At 66.8% G+C, this 20,784-nt stretch carries 22 protein-coding genes and 1 other RNA gene; 10 read left to right on the top strand and 13 right to left on the bottom strand.

Annotated features, from left to right (window positions below; all coding sequences use genetic code 11):
- Nucleotides 1-9 precede the first annotated feature (9 nt).
- On the top strand, nt 10-936 hold the full coding sequence (mmsB, locus tag HT136_RS09435) for a 3-hydroxyisobutyrate dehydrogenase (RefSeq protein WP_281423392.1): 927 nt from the start codon (nt 10-12) through the stop codon (nt 934-936).
- Between the two features lie 69 nt (nt 937-1,005).
- Here the strand turns inward: mmsB and HT136_RS09430 are convergent, their stop codons facing one another.
- Genes HT136_RS09430 through HT136_RS09410 form a run of 5 tightly spaced genes read right to left on the bottom strand, consistent with a single transcriptional unit; the run spans nt 1,006 to nt 3,902 of the window.
- Nucleotides 1,006-1,224, bottom strand: a complete 219-nt coding sequence (locus tag HT136_RS09430; RefSeq protein ID WP_214199502.1) for a hypothetical protein — start codon at nt 1,222-1,224, stop codon at nt 1,006-1,008.
- Nucleotides 1,225-1,228: 4 nt separating this feature from the next.
- The gene (locus HT136_RS09425; RefSeq protein ID WP_214199501.1) at nt 1,229-1,771 is read right to left on the bottom strand and encodes an NUDIX hydrolase; all 543 of its coding nucleotides are present in this window, start codon (nt 1,769-1,771) and stop codon (nt 1,229-1,231) included.
- The gene (locus HT136_RS09420; protein WP_246543507.1) at nt 1,768-2,457 is read right to left on the bottom strand and encodes a TPM domain-containing protein; all 690 of its coding nucleotides are present in this window, start codon (nt 2,455-2,457) and stop codon (nt 1,768-1,770) included. The genes HT136_RS09425 and HT136_RS09420 overlap by 4 nt, the downstream gene beginning before the upstream one ends.
- A gap of 9 nt (nt 2,458-2,466) precedes the next feature.
- Nucleotides 2,467-3,291 carry a TPM domain-containing protein gene (locus HT136_RS09415; protein WP_214199500.1) on the bottom strand — a complete coding sequence of 275 codons (825 nt, stop codon included), beginning with the start codon at nt 3,289-3,291 and terminating at the stop codon, nt 2,467-2,469.
- A gap of 5 nt (nt 3,292-3,296) precedes the next feature.
- Nucleotides 3,297-3,902 carry a LemA family protein gene (locus HT136_RS09410; protein WP_214199499.1) on the bottom strand — a complete coding sequence of 202 codons (606 nt, stop codon included), beginning with the start codon at nt 3,900-3,902 and terminating at the stop codon, nt 3,297-3,299.
- A gap of 186 nt (nt 3,903-4,088) precedes the next feature.
- On the opposite strand from HT136_RS09410, the gene mscL reads away from it, so the two are divergent.
- Nucleotides 4,089-4,574 carry a large conductance mechanosensitive channel protein MscL gene (mscL, locus tag HT136_RS09405; protein WP_214199498.1) on the top strand — a complete coding sequence of 162 codons (486 nt, stop codon included), beginning with the start codon at nt 4,089-4,091 and terminating at the stop codon, nt 4,572-4,574.
- 5 nt (nt 4,575-4,579) lie between these two features.
- Nucleotides 4,580-4,955: a transfer-messenger RNA gene (ssrA, locus tag HT136_RS09400) on the top strand.
- An 85-nt stretch (nt 4,956-5,040) separates the two neighbouring features.
- On the opposite strand, the gene HT136_RS09395 is transcribed toward ssrA, so the two are convergent.
- Nucleotides 5,041-5,337, bottom strand: coding sequence for a hypothetical protein (locus HT136_RS09395; protein ID WP_246543503.1), 297 nt, complete (start codon nt 5,335-5,337; stop codon nt 5,041-5,043).
- A 285-nt stretch (nt 5,338-5,622) separates the two neighbouring features.
- Here HT136_RS09395 and HT136_RS09390 point away from each other — a divergent pair, with 285 nt between their 5' ends.
- A complete protein-coding gene (locus tag HT136_RS09390; RefSeq protein WP_214199497.1) occupies nt 5,623-7,740 on the top strand; it encodes a malate synthase G in 2,118 nt (705 codons plus the stop codon).
- A gap of 205 nt (nt 7,741-7,945) precedes the next feature.
- Complete coding sequence (locus tag HT136_RS09385) at nt 7,946-8,452, top strand: hypothetical protein (protein ID WP_214199496.1); 507 nt, start codon at nt 7,946-7,948, stop codon at nt 8,450-8,452.
- Here the strand turns inward: HT136_RS09385 and rsmA are convergent.
- From rsmA to HT136_RS09365, 4 genes are all read right to left on the bottom strand, one after another.
- The gene (gene rsmA, locus HT136_RS09380; RefSeq protein WP_214199495.1) at nt 8,449-9,270 is read right to left on the bottom strand and encodes a 16S rRNA (adenine(1518)-N(6)/adenine(1519)-N(6))-dimethyltransferase RsmA; all 822 of its coding nucleotides are present in this window, start codon (nt 9,268-9,270) and stop codon (nt 8,449-8,451) included. The two genes, HT136_RS09385 and rsmA, sit on opposite strands and share 4 nt — an antisense overlap.
- A complete protein-coding gene (gene pdxA / locus HT136_RS09375; protein WP_214199494.1) occupies nt 9,267-10,313 on the bottom strand; it encodes a 4-hydroxythreonine-4-phosphate dehydrogenase PdxA in 1,047 nt (348 codons plus the stop codon). The genes rsmA and pdxA overlap by 4 nt, the downstream gene beginning before the upstream one ends.
- A gap of 23 nt (nt 10,314-10,336) precedes the next feature.
- Nucleotides 10,337-11,695: a peptidylprolyl isomerase gene (locus HT136_RS09370; protein WP_214199493.1), complete on the bottom strand. Its 1,359-nt coding sequence runs from the start codon at nt 11,693-11,695 to the stop codon at nt 10,337-10,339.
- Nucleotides 11,696-11,892: 197 nt separating this feature from the next.
- Nucleotides 11,893-14,241: an LPS-assembly protein LptD gene (locus tag HT136_RS09365; protein ID WP_214199492.1), complete on the bottom strand. Its 2,349-nt coding sequence runs from the start codon at nt 14,239-14,241 to the stop codon at nt 11,893-11,895.
- Between the two features lie 127 nt (nt 14,242-14,368).
- Here HT136_RS09365 and HT136_RS09360 point away from each other — a divergent pair, with 127 nt between their 5' ends.
- The 3 genes from HT136_RS09360 to HT136_RS09350 all read left to right on the top strand — a co-directional run bounded on the left by HT136_RS09360 (nt 14,369) and on the right by HT136_RS09350 (nt 16,764).
- Entirely contained in the window at nt 14,369-15,832 is a 1,464-nt protein-coding gene (locus HT136_RS09360; protein ID WP_214199491.1) for a leucyl aminopeptidase, read from the top strand.
- Nucleotides 15,833-15,863: 31 nt separating this feature from the next.
- Entirely contained in the window at nt 15,864-16,298 is a 435-nt protein-coding gene (locus HT136_RS09355; RefSeq protein ID WP_246543548.1) for a DNA polymerase III subunit chi, read from the top strand.
- A gap of 154 nt (nt 16,299-16,452) precedes the next feature.
- Nucleotides 16,453-16,764, top strand: coding sequence for a hypothetical protein (locus HT136_RS09350; protein WP_214199489.1), 312 nt, complete (start codon nt 16,453-16,455; stop codon nt 16,762-16,764).
- Nucleotide 16,765: 1 nt separating this feature from the next.
- On the opposite strand, the gene HT136_RS09345 is transcribed toward HT136_RS09350, so the two are convergent.
- Nucleotides 16,766-17,698: an MBL fold metallo-hydrolase gene (locus HT136_RS09345; RefSeq protein WP_214199488.1), complete on the bottom strand. Its 933-nt coding sequence runs from the start codon at nt 17,696-17,698 to the stop codon at nt 16,766-16,768.
- Nucleotides 17,699-17,831: 133 nt separating this feature from the next.
- Between HT136_RS09345 and ndk the strand changes: the two genes are divergently transcribed.
- Together ndk and HT136_RS09335 are read left to right on the top strand one after the other, a co-directional pair.
- Entirely contained in the window at nt 17,832-18,254 is a 423-nt protein-coding gene (ndk, locus tag HT136_RS09340; RefSeq protein WP_214199487.1) for a nucleoside-diphosphate kinase, read from the top strand.
- A gap of 194 nt (nt 18,255-18,448) precedes the next feature.
- The gene (locus HT136_RS09335) at nt 18,449-18,601 is read left to right on the top strand and encodes a hypothetical protein (RefSeq protein ID WP_214199486.1); all 153 of its coding nucleotides are present in this window, start codon (nt 18,449-18,451) and stop codon (nt 18,599-18,601) included.
- Between the two features lie 54 nt (nt 18,602-18,655).
- Here the strand turns inward: HT136_RS09335 and purN are convergent, their stop codons facing one another.
- Both purN and purM read right to left on the bottom strand, forming a co-directional pair.
- A complete protein-coding gene (purN, locus tag HT136_RS09330) occupies nt 18,656-19,648 on the bottom strand; it encodes a phosphoribosylglycinamide formyltransferase (RefSeq protein WP_281423391.1) in 993 nt (330 codons plus the stop codon).
- Nucleotides 19,641-20,744 carry a phosphoribosylformylglycinamidine cyclo-ligase gene (gene purM / locus HT136_RS09325; RefSeq protein ID WP_214199485.1) on the bottom strand — a complete coding sequence of 368 codons (1,104 nt, stop codon included), beginning with the start codon at nt 20,742-20,744 and terminating at the stop codon, nt 19,641-19,643. Before purM ends, purN begins: the two co-directional genes overlap by 8 nt.
- Between the last annotated feature and the right edge of the window lie 40 nt (nt 20,745-20,784).

Raw genomic sequence — 20,784 nt, 5'->3', positions numbered from 1 at the left:
GAGGGGGTGTTGTCAGCGGGAGACGGTCGCAAAGGCCGCTCCCTCAACGATCGGGAGAGTAATGCCATGAACATCGCCTTCATCGGCCTTGGCAACATGGGTGGCGGCATGGCCGCGAATCTCGTGAAGGCGGGCCATGCCGTGCGCGCGTTCGATCTTTCGCAGGAAGCGCTCGTGCGTGCGCAAGAGCAGGGTTGCACGCCGTGCTCGAGCGTGGCCGAGGCGATCGCTGGGGCGGATGCGGTTATCTCGATGCTGCCAAACGGGCAGATCGTGCGAACGCTTTATACGCAGGAGGTAATCGGCAAGGCTCCCTCGGGCGCGATCCTCGTCGATTGTTCGACGATCGACCTCGAGACCGCACGGGGGGTGACCTCGCAGGCGCACGCGGCCGGCTATTTCATGGTCGACGCGCCGGTCTCGGGCGGCATCGCGGCGGCGGCGGCGGGCACGCTGACTTTCATGGTCGGCGGGACGGACGAGGCCTTCGCGCGCGCCGCGCCGGTGCTCGAGCCGATGGCCAAGGCGGTCATTCGGGCCGGCGCGAGCGGGGCGGGACAGATCGCCAAGATGTGCAACAACATGCTGCTCGCGATCCACATGATCGGCACGTGCGAGGCGCTCAAGCTTGCGCAGAAGGCGGGGCTCGATCCGCAGACCTTCTACGAGATATCCTCCCGCTCGACCGGCTATTGCTGGTCGCTCAACGATTATACGCCGATGGCAGGCGTCGGTGCGGCAAGCCCGGCCGACAACGGTTACGCGGGCGGCTTTGCGGCCGCGCTCATGCTCAAGGACCTCAATCTCGCAATGGGAGGGGCCGCCGGTGCTGGTGCCAATGTGCCGATGGGCGAGCATGCCCGGGCCATCTACGAGGCTTTCGTCGAGTCCGGTGGCGGCGCAAAGGACTTCGGGGCAATCCTCACCACCCTGTGATCGGGGCATTTCCCGCCCGGCATCCTGGCGATGCGGCTCGGGCGTTGGGCTCGGGGGGCGGCTGGGCTCTCAGGACTTGGCTTCGCGCGCGGCCCTGGCTGCCCGGCGCCGTTCGATTTCGAAGGCGGGCAGCTTCATCCCCTTGGTCCGCCCGGTGAGGTGGACCATACCGCACAGTTCGCAGCGGTAGGGACGCAAGGGGAAGGGGGCCTTTTGCGCGACGGCCAGCGCTTCGGCCTCCGTGGCGAAGCGCTGCTTGCGCTGGCAGATGCCCGGGCGCGTGCGCAAGGGTTCAGGCCAGCAGAGAAGGGCCAAGCAGGGCGAGCAGCTTCACGTCCATCGCGTAGCCTTTGGCCCTGAAATCGGCGATGGCCTCGGCGAGCCCGGAAAGCGGCACGCGGTGGACCAGGATGTTCTCCTCGTCGACGCCGCCGCCGTCGCCGATCTTGACGAGATCGCGTGCCCGAAACAGCGTGAAGCTTTCGCTGACCATGCCGGGCGAAGAGTGGAACTCGCCGACGTGTTCCATCGTACCCGCGCGGTAACCGGTCTCTTCCTCAAGCTCGCGCGCGGCCGCATTCGCGGCGTCCTCGCCCTCGCTACCAGCCTCGTCACCGACGAGACCTGCGGGAAGCTCGAGGCAACGTGTGCCCAGCGGCACCCGGTACTGGTCGACGAGGATCACGTGGTCCTCTGCGTCGACAGCAAGGATCACCGCGGCGCGAATGCCGCGCGCACGGCCGACGAATTCCCAGCGGCCCCGCGTCTTGGCGGTGATGAACTTGCCCTCCCACATGATCTGTTCGGGCGCGAGGGCATCGGGGGGAAGGGTCATACTTCGATCAGCCTGTCGGGTAGTTCGTTGATGTCGTCGTCGGCGCGGGGGAAGTGGGGGGCGACGATCGCGCCGACCTGCTCCACCGCCGCGCACATGCCCTCAGCCACGCGGCCTTCGCGCACGTGGGCGAGGAGGGCGGCCATGGCATCGCCCCAGACTTGCGGATCGACCTTGGCGGCGATCGCCTGGTCGGCGACGATCTCGGCGCGGTGTTCGCGCATCGAGAGGTAGACGAGCACGCCGGTGCGCCCCACGGTGCGGCTCTCGGCGCCGATGCGGAAGGCGCGCACCGCGCGTTCGTGGACGCGGGCGGTCTTCACCGCACCCGGGATCACCGCGAACTTGAGCGGGGTCCAGAGCTGCAGGAGGTAGGCGCCTGCGAATTTCAGCGCCGCGACGCCAGCGGCAAGGCCGATGATCGCGCGCGGCGTCCATTCGTGCCCCCAGTCGGCCAGCGCCTTGTCGTAGAGGCCCATGTAGAATTCGGGAAAGGCGGTCAGCGCGGCGAGGGTCAGGAGAGCGACGCCCGCGCTCCAGGTGAGCGAGACGTCGGTGTAGCCGTCCGAGCGGTCGGCAAGAATGGTGACGATCTCGCCCGCGCTTTGCAGCTCGGCCCTGGCAACGGCCTCGCTTATCTTCGCGTGGTCTTCGGGGGAGAGATAGGAAGGAGCCGGTTTCATCATGTCTGTCTCCTACCAGCTTCCACTCGCGCCGCCGCCGCCGAAGCTGCCGCCGCCGCCCGAGAAGCCACCGCCTCCGCCAAAGCCGCCTCCGCCGCCCCAGCCACCGCCGCCACCCCAGTGGTCGTCGTCATCGCCCCAGCCGCCGCCGGGGATCCAGATGAAGCCGGGCCCGCGCGAGCGGCGCATCCGTCCGCGCCCGGAGCGCGCCTCGTTGATCATCGGTGCAACGACGAAGAACAGGATGATGAGGATGAAGAAGACGGTGCCCGCGCCGATCCCGCTGCCGCCTTCGGAGGCCTGCTGGTCAGCCTGCGCGGCCAGTTTCTTCGCCTCTTCGGGGGGGAGCGTGATGAGTTTGGCGATGGCCGCCGTTCCGGCCGCGATGCCCTGGGGCATGTTGCCGGCCTTGAAAGCGGGCAGGATGTCCTCGTCGATGATGAGCCGGCTCATGCCGTCGGTCAGGATCGGCTCGAGCCCGTAGCCCGCCTCGATCCGCACCTTGCGTTCGTTGGGCGCGACGATGAGCAGGGCGCCGTTGTTGCTGCCCTTCTGCCCGATGCCCCAGGCGCGGCCGAGCTGGTAGCCATAGTCGGAAATCTCGTAGCCCTGGAGGCTGGGGAGGGTGACCACCACCAGCTGGCGACCGGACTGCTTTTCGAGCGCGGCCAGTTGCTGCGTGAGCTGGGCCTCCTCGGCCTCGGGAATGATCTGCGCATCATCGACCACGCGCCCCGTCAGCTTGGGAAACTGCGGGGCCGCCGATGCGCCCTGCGGGATAAGCAGGGCGCACAGCAGGAGGGCCAGGAGGCCGAGAAACGCGCGGATGCGGTTCACTTGCCTTACAGCTTGCCTTCGAGGGACGGCGCCACTTCGGCGTTGGGGGTGGTCGCCTTGTAGGGCACCATCTCGTCAGCCCCGCGCAACTTGGCGCCGATCATCGAGGGGAAAGTACGTACCTCGGTGTTGTAGACCTGGACCGAGGCATTGTAGTCGCGGATCGCGATGCGGATGCGGTTTTCCTGGCCCTCGAGCTGGCTCTGGAGCATCCGGTAATTCTCGTTCGACTTGATGTCGGGATAGGCCTCGAAGCTTGCCATCAGGCGCCCGAGGCCCGCCGAAAGCTGGCCCTGCGCCTGCGAGAAGGCCTCCATCTTGGCCGGATCGCTGAGGTCGTCCCCGCTGATCTGGATCGAGGTGGCCTTGGCGCGCGCCTCGGTGACGCCAGTCAGGATTGCCTTTTCCTGCTCGGCCGCGCCCTTGGCGACGGCGGCGAGGTTGGGCACGAGGTTGGCGCGTTCCTGGAACGCGGCTTCCACGTCGGCCCACTTGGCCTTGGCGGCTTCCTGCTTGGTGGGTACCGAATTGAAGCCGCAGGCGGCCAGCGACAGCGCGGCGAGCGCCACGAACAGCATGCGCCCCTTGCGGGCCACGTTCGACAGGGTCATCGGGCGAATTCTCCACTGCGCGGCGGGCCCATGCCGCCGCGCCTCCATTGCCGGCTATAGATAGCGATGCGCCTGCGCCGATCAACCGGGGCGGCAACTTCCCCCGACCAAAGTGCGTTGCCGTCCGACGAGGGTTCGTTATGAAAGAATGTCCCCGGCATTCACGCGTCTGACAGAGGCAACAGCATGACACTATTCGACGAATTCAAGAAGTTCATCGCGCGCGGCAACGTGCTCGATCTCGCGGTCGGCGTGATCATCGGTGCCGCCTTCGGCAAGATCGTCACCGCGCTTAACGAGAACGTCATCATGCCGATCATCGGCTGGATGATCGGCGATCTCGATTTCACCCAGTATTTCATTCGCCTGAGCGACATTCCCGCCGACTACACCGGGAGCCCCACCGACTACGCCGCGCTCAAGGCGGCGGGCGTGGCGATGATCGGCTATGGCATGTTCATCACGCAGATCATCAACTTCCTCATCATCGCCTTCATCCTGTTCATGCTGCTGCGCTCGGTGAACAAGGTGATCGACGAAATGGAAGCCAAGAAGAAGCAGGCCGTGGAAACCGCGGCAGCCCCCGCCGTTCCCACCGATCCGCAGCTCGATACCTTGCGCGAAATCCTCGAGGAGCTGCGCAAGTCGGGGAAAGCTCCCCCGGCGGCGTAACGCGCTCACTTCACATTCAGAACAAAGGCCCTATATGGGCACTGTCGGCTCCGGCCGACTATGACGATAAATTGTGTCGTGCAATAGATGCAGCGGACCCGGGGGCGGTACCCGGCGGCTCCACCATCACCCGTCCCGCAGGCCTGCAAGGGCATGTGGGACACCCTGTTGTCGCAGGGGTGTTGACGGGGCCGAACTAGGATCGACGTGTGTTGAAAAGCGATGTTTTCGTCCGGGCTGAGTAACCCGTTAAAGGCTCAAAACTCACAAGTGCCAACGACAACGAAGCACTCGCTCTCGCCGCGTAATTCTAGGGGCTAACGCCCTGAAGTTACAAAGCTAAAGCGCGGTTGGACCCACCGGGCAACAGAAGCGGATTCCAGGGGCCCGGGGTGAGCCTGTCAACAGAATCACCCCACCTTCCTTTATCGTGATCGAGCTTGGCGCGTCGCCCCGCACGCGTGCCTCAAGCGGCTTCCCGAGCCGTGGAGCCGGGAGCGTTGGCATAGGCTTCGGCGGCGTTCGACGAAGGCGCGGCGGCGGCCCTTGCGGCTTTCTCGTACTTGATGCAGTCGAGAATCTTGGCGCCCGCCATGAACACTGCACCCGTGCAGGCGAGGTAGAGCAGCTTGCCGCCAAACCCCGGGTACTGCGCGAGATAAAGGTTGCCGCGTTCGGCCGCACCCGTCGCAAGAGCGTAAATGATCATGTACGCTTCCCAATGGGTCTTGATGACGAACAGGCGAGAGACTTTCCGAAGCATTTCCATCCTCTTAGACGCCTCCGTCATGAGCAACGATCATGCCAATCGCAGGTTCCGGCCGGTTTTGATGGCTAACCCTTCGTTGCTTGTAAGCCTTTCCGACAATCGCTGTAAGGCGAGGCTACACCCTTTCGGATGAGACGTTTCGCGCTTGCGCTTTCCCGATGCTTGCCTTTCGCTCCGAAATGCGGCATAGGGCCGCAATCCTCCCCAGGACATTCATGGTAATGTTTCAAGCACGCCGCGCCAGAGTCGCGCCTGACGTGCATTATGGTGTGAGGTTTTATGACGAACAGGATCGAGCGCTGCGGCCTCCAGGTTGACCAGGCCCTTGCGCGCTTCATCGAGAACGAGGTTATTCCCCCGATCGGCCTGGGCACAGATGCCTTCTGGGCGGGCTTTGCCGCGTTGGTGAACCGGTTCGCCCCGCGCAACCGCGCGCTGCTTGATACGCGCGACGATCTTCAGGCACAAATCGATGCCTGGCACGTGGCGCGGGCCGGAAAGCCATTCGACCAGGCCGAATACCAGGCGTTTCTCGGCGCGATCGGCTATCTCGTCCCCGAGCCCGGCGATTTCGCCATTGCGACGGCCAATGTCGATCCCGAGATCGCGACGATGGCAGGCCCGCAGCTGGTCGTCCCCGTGCTCAACGCGCGCTTCCTGCTCAACGCCGCGAACGCGCGCTGGGGCAGCCTTTACGACGCGTTCTACGGTACCGATGCGCTCGATGCGCCGCCCGCCAAGGGGCCGGGATACGATCCCGAACGCGGCCGGGCGGTCGTCGCGGCGGGACGGGCTTTCCTCGATGAGGCGCTGCCGCTGGCCTCGGGTTCCTGGGCCGAACTGGAGGATCGCGCCGCGATCGACCTGGCCGACCCGGCGCAATTCCTCGGGACCACAACCAAGGGGCTCGTCTTCGTCCACAATGGCCTTGCCATCGAGCTGGTTTTCGACACCGCGAGCCCGGTCGGCCGATCGGATGCGATCGGCCTGTCGGACATCGTTCTCGAGGCGGCGCTGACCACCATCGTCGACCTCGAGGATTCGGTCGCGGCGGTGGATGCCCAGGACAAGGTTGCGGCCTACGCCAACTGGTTGGGCGTCATTCGTGGCGACTTGTCCGAGACTTTCGAGAAGGGAGGCAAGACGCTCACCCGCGCACTGGCAGGCAACCGCGAGGTGATCACGCCGACGGGCGAGCGCAAGGAATTCTCGGGGCGCTCGCTGCTGTTCGTGCGCAATGTCGGCCATCTCATGACCAGCCCGGCGATCCTGCTCGAGGACGGCGGCGAAATCCCCGAAGGCATTCTCGATGCGGTCGTCACCAGCGCGATCTCGACGCAGGACGTGCGCGGGCTGACCAAGTACGGCAACAGCGCCAGCGGTTCGATCTACATCGTCAAGCCCAAGATGCACGGCCCCGCCGAATGCGCCTTCACCGACGATCTGTTCGATGCGGTCGAGGACCTGCTGGGGCTCGCGCGGCACACCATCAAGGTTGGCGTCATGGACGAGGAGCGCCGTACCTCGGCCAATCTCGGCGCCTGCATCGAGGCCGTGAAGAACCGCATCGTCTTCATCAACACCGGCTTCCTTGATCGCACCGGCGACGAGATCCACACCTCGATGCGCGCCGGACCTATGATCCGCAAGGCGCAGATCAAGGGCTCGACCTGGATTGCAGCCTACGAAAAGCGCAACGTCGCGATTGGCCTGAAGCATGGACTATCGGGCCTGGCGCAGATCGGTAAGGGCATGTGGGCCGCGCCCGACAGGATGCGCGACATGCTGGCGCAGAAGATCGGTCACCCGCGGACCGGGGCGAACACCGCCTGGGTTCCTTCGCCGACGGCGGCCACGCTGCACGCGATGCACTACCATCAGGTCGGCGTCTTCGCGCTGCGCGAGGCAGTCGCGGCCGAGCCGATCCCGGGGCTCGACCAATTGCTCCAGATCCCGCTTGCCCAAGGCGCCGACTGGTCGGCCGAGGAGATCCGGGAAGAGCTCGACAACAACGCGCAAGGGCTGCTCGGCTATGTCGTGCGCTGGATCGACCAGGGTGTCGGGTGTTCGAAGGTCCCCGACATCGACGACGTCGGACTGATGGAAGACCGGGCGACGCTGCGTATTTCCAGCCAGCACATGGCCAACTGGCTGCTGCACGGGGTCTGCACGAAGGAGCAGGTGCGCGATTCACTGGAGCGCATGGCAGCCAAGGTCGATGCCCAGAACGCGGACGATCCGCGCTATGAGCCGATGGCGGGCAACTGGGAGACCAGCCTCGCGTTTCGCGCCGCCTGCGACCTGGTCTTCAAGGGCGTCGAGCAACCCAGCGGTTACACCGAGCCGTTGTTGCACGCCTGGCGCCTGAGGAAGAAATCGCTGGTTCTCGTCGGCTGACGGCAGGGCGTCGCACGGCGAGTGCGATCGTATCAGGCACGGGCCCCGCTTCGGAGAGGAGCGGGGCCCGCTTTGCGTCCAGGCTACGTAAAATCCCTAGGGGTTGTCGCATTTCGCACTTGCGGTAAATTAACTGTCCAAGGGCGCAATCGATAAGACACTGTGCCGATAGAGAGGATGGACAATCCGCCTGGAAGACTGATCGATGATGATCCACAAGCAAAGGCAGGAAGCGCGCACGGTCATCGCGGTGGAGGCCGAGATGGCGTTCGGTACCGACCGTCAGGACGCGATTCTTGCCAATGCCTCCTCGCGCGGCGTGTTGGCGCTCGTCGCCGATCCTCCACGCAGAGGCATGCGCGTGCAACTGATCGTCGGGGGGGTATGCCTGCGCGGTCAGGTGCGTTGGCGGGGTGCCGGGCGTTGCGGCATCGCCTTGGACGAGCCGATCGACGTGGCCGGTCTGCAGGCGGGGCGCGTGGTGCCGGTCCGGCGTGTCGCGATGGCGCATGTCGCGGACACCTATCGGGGCCCTGCAGGGCTGCTGCGCACGCTGACGAGCGACGTGACGCCTTCGCGACGCATACTCAACGCCTTCGTGCTGGCGGCGGCGCTTGCCAGTGCGGGCTTCGTGCTGGCCCGTCTCGGATCAGCGGCACTCGAAGCGCGACACGGCGCTCCGGTCGCGCGTTACGCGGCGCCGCTCGATTAGGACAGAGCGGCGCCGATCGCCACGAATTCACTAACGCTGAGCGTTTCGGCACGGCGCTGGGAATCGATCCCGAGCTTCTCGAGCGCGTCCAGCGCGCCGGGTACGCCCTTGAGGCTCTGGCGCAGCATCTTGCGGCGCTGGCCGAAGGCGGCCTCGGTCACGCGCTCGAGGACGCGCATGGAAACACCCTCCGGCGCCTCGCCGGGCACGACGTGGACGATCGCGGACATGACCTTGGGTGGCGGGGTGAAGGCGCTGCGATGGACTTTGAGCGCCAGTTTCGCCTTTGCGCGCCACTGGGCAAGCACGGCAAGGCGCCCATAAGCCGAGGTTCCCGCTTCGGCAACGATGCGGCGTGCCACTTCCTCCTGGAACATCAGCGTCAGCGAGCGCCACTGCGGGGGCCAGGTCTCGCCCGAAAGCCAACCCGTGAACAGCGCCGTGCCCACGTTGTAAGGCAGGTTGGCGACGATGTGGTAGGGCCCATCGAACAGCGAGGCGGGATCGATCTTCATCGCGTCGCCCTCGATGACCTTCAATTTGCCGGGAAAGGCCTGCTCGACTTCGGCCAGCGCGGGCAGGCAGCGCCGGTCCATCTCGATCGCGGTCACTTCGGCTCCGGCGCGCAGCAGGGCGCGGGTGAGGCCGCCGGGGCCGGGGCCGACCTCGAGCACCTTCGCGCCGTCCAGCGAGCCGGGAATGGCCGCAATCCGGTCCAGAAGCTGTTCGTCGAACAGGAAATTCTGACCGAGCGCCTTCGAGGCCGAAAGGCCGTGGCGGGCAATGACTTCGCGCAAGGGAGGAAGCGGGGCGCTCATGCAGGACTTTCGTTGGGCAGGGGGGCGGCGCGCCGTGCGGCGCAATCACCGGCCATGCGCAGCGCGGCGATCATCGCGCCCGCGCTCGCCCGGTTCTTTCCGGCAATGCCGAAGGCGGTGCCGTGGTCCGGCGAGGTGCGCACGATCGGCAGCCCCAGCGTGACGTTGACGCCGGCGTCGAAATCGAGCGTCTTGATCGGGATCAGTGCCTGGTCGTGGTACATGCACAAGGCGACGTCGTAGCCGTCGCGCTCGTGCGCGGCGAACAGGGCATCGGCCGGGTGCGGGCCGCTGACGTGGAACCCCTCGGCCTGGAGGCGGGCGATGGCCGGGGCAATGACCTCGATTTCCTCACGGCCCATGCGTCCGTCCTCGCCGGCGTGGGGATTGAGCCCGGTGATCGCGATGCGCGGGGCGGACAAGCCGAAATCGCGCGCCAGCGCGCGGGCAACGATGCGCGTCTTGGCCAGGATCAACTCGGCGGTGACGAGCCCCGGGACCCTCGCAAGCGGCTCGTGGACGGTGAGCGGAACCGTGCGCAGCGAGGGGCCGGCCAGCATCATCACCGCGCTCTCGTGCGCGAGACCGCAGGCGTCGGCGAGGAATTCGGTCTGGCCGGGCTGGGTGAAGCCGACTGTCGCGAGACGGGCCTTGGCGATCGGGCCGGTGACAACGGCGCCCGCGCTCCCGGTGCGGGCGAGATCGGTCGCCTCGCGCAGCGAATGAAGCGCGAGGCGCGCGCCGGATTCGTCGGGCACGCCGAATTCGGGCGCGCAGTCTGCATCGCCGAGAACGGGAAGCGCTTCGTCGAAGACGTCCGACGCCTCGCCTGCGCGCTCGATCTGGCGAACAGGCAGCGAAAGCCCGCGGGACGCCGCCGCCATGCCGAGCGCGAGCGCGCCGCCCACGACGAAGAAGGGGGCAAGCCCCGCCTCCTTGCGCCGGGTCCAGGCCTCGGCGATCAGTTCGGGAGCCACCCCGGCCGGATCGCCGAGCGAAACGGCGATCGGGGCGGCCTGGGCTGTTGAAAGGACGCCCGCCATCGGCTCAGCGGTCCGCGCCCGGGTCAGTTGTATTCGATGACGGCATCGCGGCGAAGGTCACGCAAGTAGAGCTGCGCGCGCTTGTTGATGCGCTCGTCTTCCATCTGCGCCATCAGCTGGTCGAAGTTGGGGCCGCTTTCCACCTGCGGATCGTCGCGGCCGCACAGCATGAGCATGCGCACGCCCTCGTCGACCGAGCCGAACGGGGGCAGGGTTTCGCCCGGCGAAAGCTGCAGGATCGCGTTCTGGATCTGCGCGGGCAGGTCGCGGGCCTTGACCTGGTCGTTGGTGACGACCTGGGCGCCGATGGTGGCGGCCACCTTGTCGACGTCGCCGCAGCCCTTGGCGGTCTTGATCGTCTTGGAGAAGTCCTCGGCGAGCTTGTTGGCCTGCGCCTCGGATACGCCCTTGGGGAAGTTGAGCGAGATCTGCTTGAGCGCGAGGACCGCGTCGCGCGGATCGGCGGTGAGGACCTGGCGCTTGTCGATCAGGTAGAGGATGTCGAAGCCGCCGGGGACTTCGACCGGACCCACGAGCTGGCCCGGCTGCATCGAGCGGGCGACTTCGGCGAGTTCGTCGGGGAGCTGGGCAAGGCGAATCCAGCCCAGGTCGCCGCCCACCGCAGCCGTCGAGGCCTGCGAGTACTGGCGGGCGTAGGCGACGAAGCTGCCGCCTTCCTTGATCTGCTTCACGATCTGCGAGGCGTTGTTGTAAACCTGCTCGCGCGCTTCGGAGGGGGCGGCGAGGTAGATTTCGCCGATCCGGTATTCCTCGGTGCCCTTGGAGGCCTTGAGGCGCTGGATCGTCTCGTTCACTTCGTCTTCGGAGACGTTGATGAAGGGGGCGATGTTGCGCTGGAGCAGGCGCTGCCAGGACAGTTCGCCACGGATCTGGCGCTTGAGCGATTCGGGCGAGGAACCGATGCGCTTGAGGTAGGCATCCATCGCGCCGGTGTTCTGGTTGAAGTTCTGCGAGGCGACCCGGCCATAGGACTGGTCGACCTCGGCCTGGCTGACGTCGACCTCGTTGGCCTTGGCTTCCTGGATCTGAAGCGTTTCGTCGATGAGGTTGCGCAGCACCTGGAGGCGCAGGCGCTTGGTTTCCTCGTCGGAAAGCTTGTTCTGGTTGGCCGCGAGGATCAGCGCGAGGCGCTGGTCGACGTCGGTGCCGGTGATCACGTCGCCGTTGACCACGGCGGTCGCCTTGCGGACGTTGGGATTGTCGTTGCCGAAGATCTTCACGTCATCGGGGATGACGATCGCGCCCTGCGCGGAGGATTGGGCGTGGGCCACGCCGGTGCCCAGCGCGCCGGCGAGCACCGCCAGCGAGGCGAAACCCGAAAGAGTGCGCTTGAAGAACCTGCTGCGATTGACTGCTACCACCGTGATCTCAATCCCGTATTCTTCCGGCTTCGCGCCGGACCCGCCCAAAGCGGGAAACTGCTGCGCACGCGAGGCACGCATCGAAAGTAGGTCCATGCCGCTGGACGGCTTAACGAAACCTGTCGCGGCGCGGCTTAACTGAAAACGAGCCCACCCGATAGCGGCTTTGTGGACGGCTGCCAACGTCCGGCGTCGCCCTAGTGCACCCCGATGTTCTTCAGGCTGAAGCGGATGGCGAAGGAGTTGCCCTTCTGGGCGTCGCCGTTCGAGGTGTAGTCGCGGCGCCAGGTCAGCGAGATCTGCAGGCAGTCGTCCTCGTAGGCGGCGCCGATGCGGGTGCGCAGCGGTTGGAAGCCGTTCGAGCCCGAGGTGTCGTCGTCGTCGCTGTTGGTGAGGTTGATCACCGCCGAGCCGAACAGCGACCAGTGCTGCGCGAAGGCCACGCGGCCCGCAGCGCGCACTTCCTCGCGGTCGAGCAGGTCGTCGGCGACGCCCGTCTCGGTGCCGTCGGCCAGCGTTGTCGAGGCAAAGTTGCGGTTGAGCTTGGTGTAGCCGATCTCGGCGTAAGTGCCGCTGTTGCCGACGACGGCGTCGAATTCGTTGCGCCGGATCGCGAGGTTGTCCTTGTCGAGCCGGTAGCGGTGGATGACTTTCACGAAGTCGCGGTAACGCACCTCGGTGCGGCCCACGATGTCCGAGATGGTGCCGCTCAGGCCACTACCGTCGTACGTGTCGAACTGGTCGCCAGAGAAGCGAATGCTCTGTCCGATCTGCGTGGCGATCCGCCAGCGCGGGCGCTCGAAGCTCCAGTCGAGGCCGTAGGTGACGCGTGTGCCGTCCTCGATCCGGTCGTAGCCGGGGAAGCGGTTGAGCGCGAAGAGGTTGCTGGTTTCCAGTTCGACCGCACGCGAATCCTCGTTGGGGATCGCGAAATTCTTCACGTCGGGCGAGGCGACGAACTGGACGCGCGGCGTGAAGACCTGGTTGCCTCCGAAAATCGTCCCGACGAGCGGCCATTCCACGTCGACCGCGGCCAGGGCATAGGCGCGGCTCTGCCAGCCGGCCTCGCCGCGATAGGGCAGGATCTGGGTCGCCTCGTTCTCGTTGGAATGGTAGATGTCGCCCCGCGCGAGGCCGGTGAAAGTCACCGTCTGGCCCATGCCGGTGATCAGGCGGCGTGACCACTGCGCACTGGTGAAGGCGCGCTGGGTATCCTGCCCGTCGGTGCGGGTGAGTGCGAGGGCGTTCGCCTGGGTGGTGATCGTGCCGCCCAGGATGGGGTCGTCGAAGCGGTGGCGGTAGTCGACGGCCGGCAGGGCGATGGGGATCTGCCCCTGGTCGCGCGAGGAAAGCATGGTCTGCGTCGCGTAGCCGGCGATCGAGAGGTAGCTGTCCTGGTCGATACGCTCGACGTCGATCATCGAGCGCAGGCGGTCGTCGCGGCTGACGTCGTAGCGGCGCAGGAACGTGCGGTCGGTGGCGCGACGGATCGAGGCCGTCACGCTCCAGTTGTCGTCGAGCTGGAACTTGCCGTTGGCGAAGATGTAGCCGCGAAAGGCGTCCTGTCCGGCCGGATCGGTGGTGTTCGATCCCGAGATCGGGATGCGCGTGCTCGAGGTGGCGTAGCCGGTGATCTGGTAGGCGCCGTGGTCGGTCAGCGCGCGGTATTCCATCGAGGCCATCGGCGCGGCCTCGGTGAACGTGTGCAGCGTGCCGGTGAGATCGCGGTTCTTGTCGATCTTCCAGTAATAGGGGACCGCCACCTCGATCCCGTTCGAGGGCGAGGAGCGCAAGTCCGGAATGAGGAAGCCCGACACCGCGTCGCCGTCGGTGCTGATGGTGAGACCCAGCAGCGGGATCTGGACGGCCCCGAAAAGCTGGAGGCGCGCATCGCTGAAGCGGACGCGCTGCTCCGCCTCGGAATACGTCACCGTCTTGGCGACGACCTTCCAGGTCGGCTCCTTGGGGCACCCATCGCTGGCGACGACCGAGCAGCCGGTATAGGCCGCGTGGTTGAGGATGACGTCGCCGTTGCCCAGGCGCTCGCCATCCTTGGCGGCAAGACGGCCGCCTTCGCGCAGGACCAGCAGGAGATTCTCGAGCATGCCCGACTTCAGCTCGTCGGTCAGCTCGACGCTGTCGGTGAAGAGCTGGTTCCCGCGCTCGTCCACCATGCGCACGTCACCGGTGGCCTCGATCTTGCCGGTCTCACGGTTCCAGGTGACCGAATCAGCGCGCACCGATTGCCCCTCGCGGCGCAGCACGACATTGCCCGAGGCGGTGACGGTATCGCCCTTTTCGGCGTATTCCACAGTATCGGCCTCGAAGGCGATCGGCACGGCATCGGCGGTCTCGGGCGCCGGTTTGGGCGGGGCCTGCGTGATCGGCGCTTGCTCGGCGGGGCGCGAGAGCGCCTGCGCCAAGGCCGTGGACGGGGCGAAAGCGGCCGCCGCGCCGGTGCCCAGAACAAGGGCGAGGGCGTTCAGCGAAACAGGTTGCAAGCGGCGGGACAGGGCTTGCAGCGGGTACGATGCGGCAGGGAGCATGGCTTGCCTATCGCACTGCCTGTGCCTAACTGCAATCCATGCTTGCGGTGAAGCGCACAGCCTGGTCGATCCATGCGGATCGGCTGATGCGCTTTGCTACGCGACCGATGCGAGTTCAGGAGAATTCATGAAGATCCAGTTTCTTGACGCGGCTACCCCTTCCGGCGCGCGCCTCGTCGTCCGTTTCGTCAACCAGGACGCTGTCCCGGCCGACCTCGAGCCGATCCTGGCCGAGGGCGCGAAGCTTTCGCGCTTCACGGGCAAGCCGGGGCAGCTCTTCGACGGCTTCGTCGAACGCGGCGGCAAGACGGCGCGCGTGGTGCTGGCGGGGCTCGGCGGCGCGGACGCGAGCGATCGCGGCGCGGCGATCGAGCGCGCGGCCGCGGCGGTCCTCGGCAAGTTCCTGACATCGGGCGAGGAGGCGGTGGCCTTCGATCTCACCGGCAGCGGTTTCACCAAGGAAGAGGCCGTGGCGACGCTCACCGGCGGCGTGCTGCGCTCGTGGCGCTGGGATGCCTACCGCACGACGCTCACGCCCGAGCAGAAGCCGACGCTCACCACCATCGACCTCGTCGGCGCCCCCGAAGGCACCGAAGCGCTCTGGGCGGTCGAACAGGCCGTGGCCGAGGGCGTCGCCTTCACCCGCGAGCTGGTGACCGAGCCCGCCAACACGATCTACCCCGAAAGCTTCGTCGAGCGCTGCAAGGCGCGCATGGAAGGCACCGGCCTCGTCCTGCGCGTGCTTGATGACGCGGAAATGGCCGAGCTCGGCATGGGCGCGCTGCTCGGCGTCGCGCAAGGTTCGGTCAAGCCCGCGCGCCTGCTCGTGATGGAATGGCTGGGCGGCACCGAAGGCGAGAAGCCGGTGGCCTTCGTCGGCAAGGGCGTCACGTTCGACACCGGCGGCATCAGCCTCAAGCAGCCCGGCGGCATGGAAGACATGAAGTGGGACATGGGCGGCGCCGGCGCGGTGGCAGGCACCATGCTCGCGCTCGCCCGGCGCAAGGCCAAGGCCAACGTGATCGGCCTGTGCGGCCTCGTCGAGAACATGCCCGACGGCAATGCGCAGCGCCCCGGTGACGTGGTCACGACGATGTCGGGCCAGACCGTCGAGGTGATCAACACCGACGCCGAAGGCCGCCTCGTGATGTGCGACGTGCTGACGTACGCGCAGCAGACCTATGACCCGGTCCGGATCATGGACCTCGCCACGCTGACCGGCGCAATCATGATTTCGCTGGGCCAGGAATACGCCGGTCTCTTCTCGAACGACGACGAGCTTTCGGCGGATCTCACTGCGGCCGGCCTCGCCACCGGCGATAAGCTGTGGCGCATGCCGATGGGCCCGACCTACGACAAGCTGATCGAAAGTGCGATCGCCGACATGAAGAACGTCGGCCCCCGTTTCGGTGGTTCGATCACGGCGGCGCAGTTCCTCCAGCGCTTCGTCGACAAGGGCCGCCCCTGGGCGCACCTCGACATTGCGGGCATGGTCTGGGCCGACAAGCCCGGCGCGACCTGGGGCAAGGGCGCGACCGGCTACGGCGTGCGCCTGCTCGATCGCTTCATCCGCGACACCGCGGAAGGCTGAGAACCGGGAGGGGGCCGCGGCTGTGCGCGTGATGTTCTACCAGCTCAGCCGCGACCCCGCCCACGGCGTGGTCCCGCTTCTGGCGAAGAAGTCGCTGGAGGCGGGCGAACGTGTCCTCGTCGTCTCGGGCGAGGACACGCAGCGCGCGGAGATCGCGCGCGGGCTGTGGACGCTTTCGCCGCACAGCTTCCTCGCCAATGGCGAGGCCAGCGAGCCCCATCCCGATCGCCAGCCGATCCTGCTTTCGGGCGAGGTCGAGCCGGTCAACGGCGCGCGCTTCCTGTTCCTGGCCGATGGCCACTGGCGCGAAAGCGAGGCCCGTTTCGAGCGCGTGTTCTACCTTTTCGACGACGCGACCCTGCAGGAGGCCCGCCAAGTCTGGAAGGATCTGCGCGGGCGCGAAGGCGTAACCAAGGAATACTGGGCGCAGGAAGACGGGCGCTGGGCCAAGAAGGCCTCGGAATAGGGCGCCTCCGCCAAGGCGCGACGCTACGCCGGGGATGGCGGGGCGAAGCTGCGGCCCGGCGCATTGACAACACCGGTCCGTCCCAGCACAGCCGCGAGGATCATCGCACCGGCCCATCGGCCCGCGTGCGGCTTGTGAAGAGGGCTCCGGTTTCATGACACCCCAGGAACAGCTCAGCCTGTTTGCCCGCGCCGTCGATGCGCTGGGCGGGCCGCGCGCGGTGGCGCGCACGCTCAGCTGTTCGGAACGGACCGTCAGTCGCCTGCTCTCGGGCGAGATGGCGCTGCACGAAGGCTGGCTGCGCGACATCGCGAGCGCACTGCTCGAACACGCCAACTTGTGCCGCAAGCTCGAGCGCAGCCTTTCGCCCGACTTCCCCTCGAACCTCCTCGAAGGTCAGGCCCGGCGCGACGTGCTGCGTTCGGGCTCGCGCTGCGGCGACGACGAACTCGCGGGCGAAGCCTGATTTACGGCGCCTTCGGGCGCGGCTCCAGCGGATATACGATGAAATCGGCGTGCCGGTCGATCACCGGCGGCGTGGGCGCGGTCTCGAGGGCCTTGGCCAACTCGTCGATTACCGAAGGGGCGAGCGCAAGGCCATGTTCGTCCGGGTGCCTCGCCGCGCGCATCGGGTAGTCCTTGCCCGCAGTGCGCGTCATCTCGATGTGGGCGCCGAGCAGGGCGCGGATCGGGTGGGTATGGGCAAAGGCGGTGAGGCGCTCGGCGCTTGCCCGAAAGTCGGCGAACTTGTCGCGGGGCACATAGAGCCGGCCGGGGTAGAGCATGTCGCCCGAAAACAGCAGCTGCGTTACGGGATCATAGACCATGATGTGGGCGTCCTCGTGGCCCGGAGTGGCGAGGATCTGGAGCGTGCGTCCGCCAAGGTCGAACGGGGCGATGTCCTCGGGCCACGGCTCGACGCCGAAGAAGTGGGCGACGTCGGCCGCCGACAGCCCCACGACGTGCGTGTTCGGCCTTCCGGCGAACTCGGCGTCGCCGGCGTGGTGATCGCCGTGCCCGTGCGAATGGGCCACGACCAGTTCGATCGCGCGGCCGCCGTGGCGTGCGCGCCAATCGGCGATCACCCGCTCGATCGTGGGGCGGATCTGCAACCCGCCCGCGCCGGTGTCGATGAGAAGGGCGCGCTTCGACCCGAAGATCAGGTAAAGAAAGGGCGCTTCGAAGTTGGTGCGGACAGACTGGCGAAGAACATAGGTATCGCCATCAATGGCCTGGACCTGCATGTCCGGTTCGTCGGGCGCGGTGCCGTCGATCCACGGCGCGAACGAGGGGGCTGCGACGGGAGGAACGGGTGATGCCGCGCACAGCAGCGTGGCAAGGCCGATGAGGGCGAGGCGGCGGAGGCGATGGGGGCGGTCGGCGCACAGGAAAGAAGGCATGGGGTGCGAGCCTAGGCGCTTTCGCCGGATTGGCAATCGCCGGCCTTGGCCACTCGCGCTTGCGGTCTTTCGCGAAGCAAGCTAGGGGCGCGCGCAACAGTTTCCCGCTTTCCACTTATCAAGGACAAATCCCATGGCGGTTACCCGCACGTTCTCGATCATCAAGCCCGACGCCACCCGTCGCAACCTGACCGGCGCCATCACCAAGATGCTCGAGGAAGCCGGCCTTCGCGTCGTCGCTTCGAAGCGCATCCAGATGACCAAGGAACAGGCCGAAGGCTTCTACGCCGTCCACGCCGAGCGTCCCTTCTTCGGCGATCTCGTCTCGTTCATGATCTCGGGCCCCGTGGTCGTGCAGGTTCTCGAGGGCGAAGACGCCGTCAAGGCCAACCGTGACGTGATGGGCGCCACCAACCCGGCCGACGCCGCCGAAGGCACCATCCGCAAGACCTTTGCCGAATCGATCGAAGCCAACTCGGCGCACGGTTCGGACTCGGACGAGAACGCGGCGATCGAGATCGCTTACTTCTTCAAGCCCGAAGAAATCGTTGGCTGATTCGCGCAAGGGGCCGGCAAGGCCACTTGCGAATCACGCGAATTGAAAAAGGGACGGCCCGAAAGGTCGTCCCTTTTTTCGTGTCGGGGTGCGATCGGTAGGGGGGATTAACAAGTTTTCACTACGTGTTCATTCGCGTATCGTGGGAAATATTGCGGAAACCATCCGGCCCATTGCGGGGGAAACGAACCGCCATGCACTTCAAGACGTTCCTTTGCGTGTCCTTCGCCTCGTTCCTGGTATCGTTCGCGTTCTCGCATCTGGCCGCGCCCGAGCGCGATCCGGCGCACGAGGTTGCAGTGCAAACCGTCATCGCAAGCGGTCCGGACGCGCCGAAGTTGCCTTGAGAGGCGGGGGCGCGCTACGAAAAGTCCGCGAAGAGCCGGCGCTCCGCGCCGGGATCAGAAGTCCCGGGCGGCGACCATCAATCGGGTGAGGCGCTTGGGCGCCACGCTCTGCCAGCTGCGCTCGAGCCATTCGCGCACGCTGTCCCAGTCCACGCCGGGGCGATTGAGAATGACCCCGACCCAGCCCGAGGCGCCATAGTAGGCAGGCTTGAAATAGGTCTCGGGGTCGCGTTCGACGAGGTTCTCGATCTCGTCGAGCCCGGTCGTGCGCACCAGGACCGCGATATGGGGCGTGCCGTGGTGCTGGTCGTTGAAATGGGCGAAGTACTTGCCGCCTACGCGCCAGCCGGGCGAACCGTGCGAGGGGCGCGCTTCGACTTCGGGCAGGTTCGCGACCAGTTCCTCGATCCGGGCGAGCAGCCAGGCGGGATCGCTCTCGCGCGCGACGAGCTTGGCAAGGCAGCGTGAATAGAGCTGGTGCTCGGCGATGAGCACCCGCGCGGCCAGCGTGTCGGGGGTGTCGCCGGGGACGATGGCGACCGGCGTCTGGCCCAGGATCGGACCCTCGTCGAGCTCGGCGGTGACGAGGTGGACGGTGACGCCGCCATGGCTGTCACCCGCCTCGAGCGCGCGCTCGTGCGTGTGGAGCCCGGTGTACTTGGGCAGCAGCGAGGGATGGATGTTGACCATGCGCCCCTGCCAGCCGGCGACGAAACCGGGGGTGAGGATGCGCATGTAGCCGGCAAGCGCGACCCACTGCGCGCCGCTGGCACGAATCGCCTCGTCCATCAGTGCGTCGTGTTCGGCGCGCTTCATGCCCTTGTGCGAATGGCCGAAAGTCGCCACGCCCTCGGCGGCGGCGAGCTTCAGGCCCTTGGCCTCGGGGTCGTTCGAGGCGACGAGGACGATCTCGTAGGGGCAATCCTCGGCGCGGCTGGCGTAGAGCAGGGCGGCCATGTTGGTCCCGCTGCCCGAAACGAGCACGGCGACTTTCGCCTTGCTCCGGCCCGCTTCGGACACCCCGGACGTCGCCACGGTGTCAGCCAATGTGCACGGCCTGCCACGCTTCGCGCGCGGACCAGGCCTCGGCCGAACCTTGGACGGTGCAGCCCTTTTCGCCTGCCTCGATCGCGCCGATGACGAAGACGCTCTCGCCGGCGGCCTCGAGGTCGGCCTTGAGCGAGGCGGCCTCGTCGGCACTGACGGCCAGCACCATGCCGATGCCGCAGTTGAAGGTGCGCGCCATTTCGCCCGGCTCGATGTTGCCCTGGGCCTGGAGGAACGCCATCAGGCGCGGCTGGGGCCAGGCGTCGGCGTCGATGCGCGCGTGCAGGCCCTTGGGCAGGACGCGCGGAATGTTCTCGAGCAGGCCACCGCCGGTGATGTGCGCGAGCGCGTGGATGCGGCCCTGTCGGACGAACGGCAGCAGGCTCTTCACGTAGATGCGCGTCGGCGCGATCAGTGCGTCGATCAGCAGGGTTTCCTGGTCGAACAGGGCGGGGCGGTCGAGCTTCCAGCCCTTGTCGGCGGCGAGACGGCGCACCAGCGAGTAGCCGTTCGAATGCACGCCCGAGGAGGCAAGGCCGAGGAGGACGTCGCCTTCCTGGACCTTTTCGCCGGTCAGCTGTTCGCCGCGTTCGACCGCGCCCACGCAGAAGCCGGCAAGATCATAGTCGCCTTCGCCGTACATGCCCGGCATCTCGGCGGTCTCGCCGCCGATGAGCGCGCAGCCCGCGATCTTGCAACCTTCGGCGATACTGGCGACGACGCGCTCGGCGACTCCATTCTCGAGCTTTCCGGTGGCGAAGTAGTCAAGGAAGAAGAGGGGCTCGGCGCCCTGGACGATCAGGTCGTTCACGCACATCGCGACGAGGTCGGTGCCGATCTGGTCGTGGCGGTCGTGATCGATCGCAAGCTTGACCTTGGTGCCCACGCCATCGTTGGCCGCGACCAGCAGCGGGTCCTTGTACCCGGCCGCCTTGGGGTCGAAGAAACCGCCGAAGCCGCCCAGGTCGGCGTCGGCGCCCGGACGCGCGGTGGCGCGCGCCATGGGGGCGATGGCTTTGACGAGCGCGTTGCCGGCGGCGATCGACACACCGGCCTGCTCGTAGGAGTAGCTCTTCTGAGAGTTATCGTCGGACATTGCGGCCGCATAATGCTTTGTGGCTTGGATTTCCATTCCC

Origin of the sequence: Novosphingobium profundi (genome assembly GCF_018491765.1) — a bacterium.
Lineage (GTDB): Bacteria > Pseudomonadota > Alphaproteobacteria > Sphingomonadales > Sphingomonadaceae > Novosphingobium > Novosphingobium profundi.
This window is presented reverse-complemented; position numbering and strand designations above follow the sequence as displayed.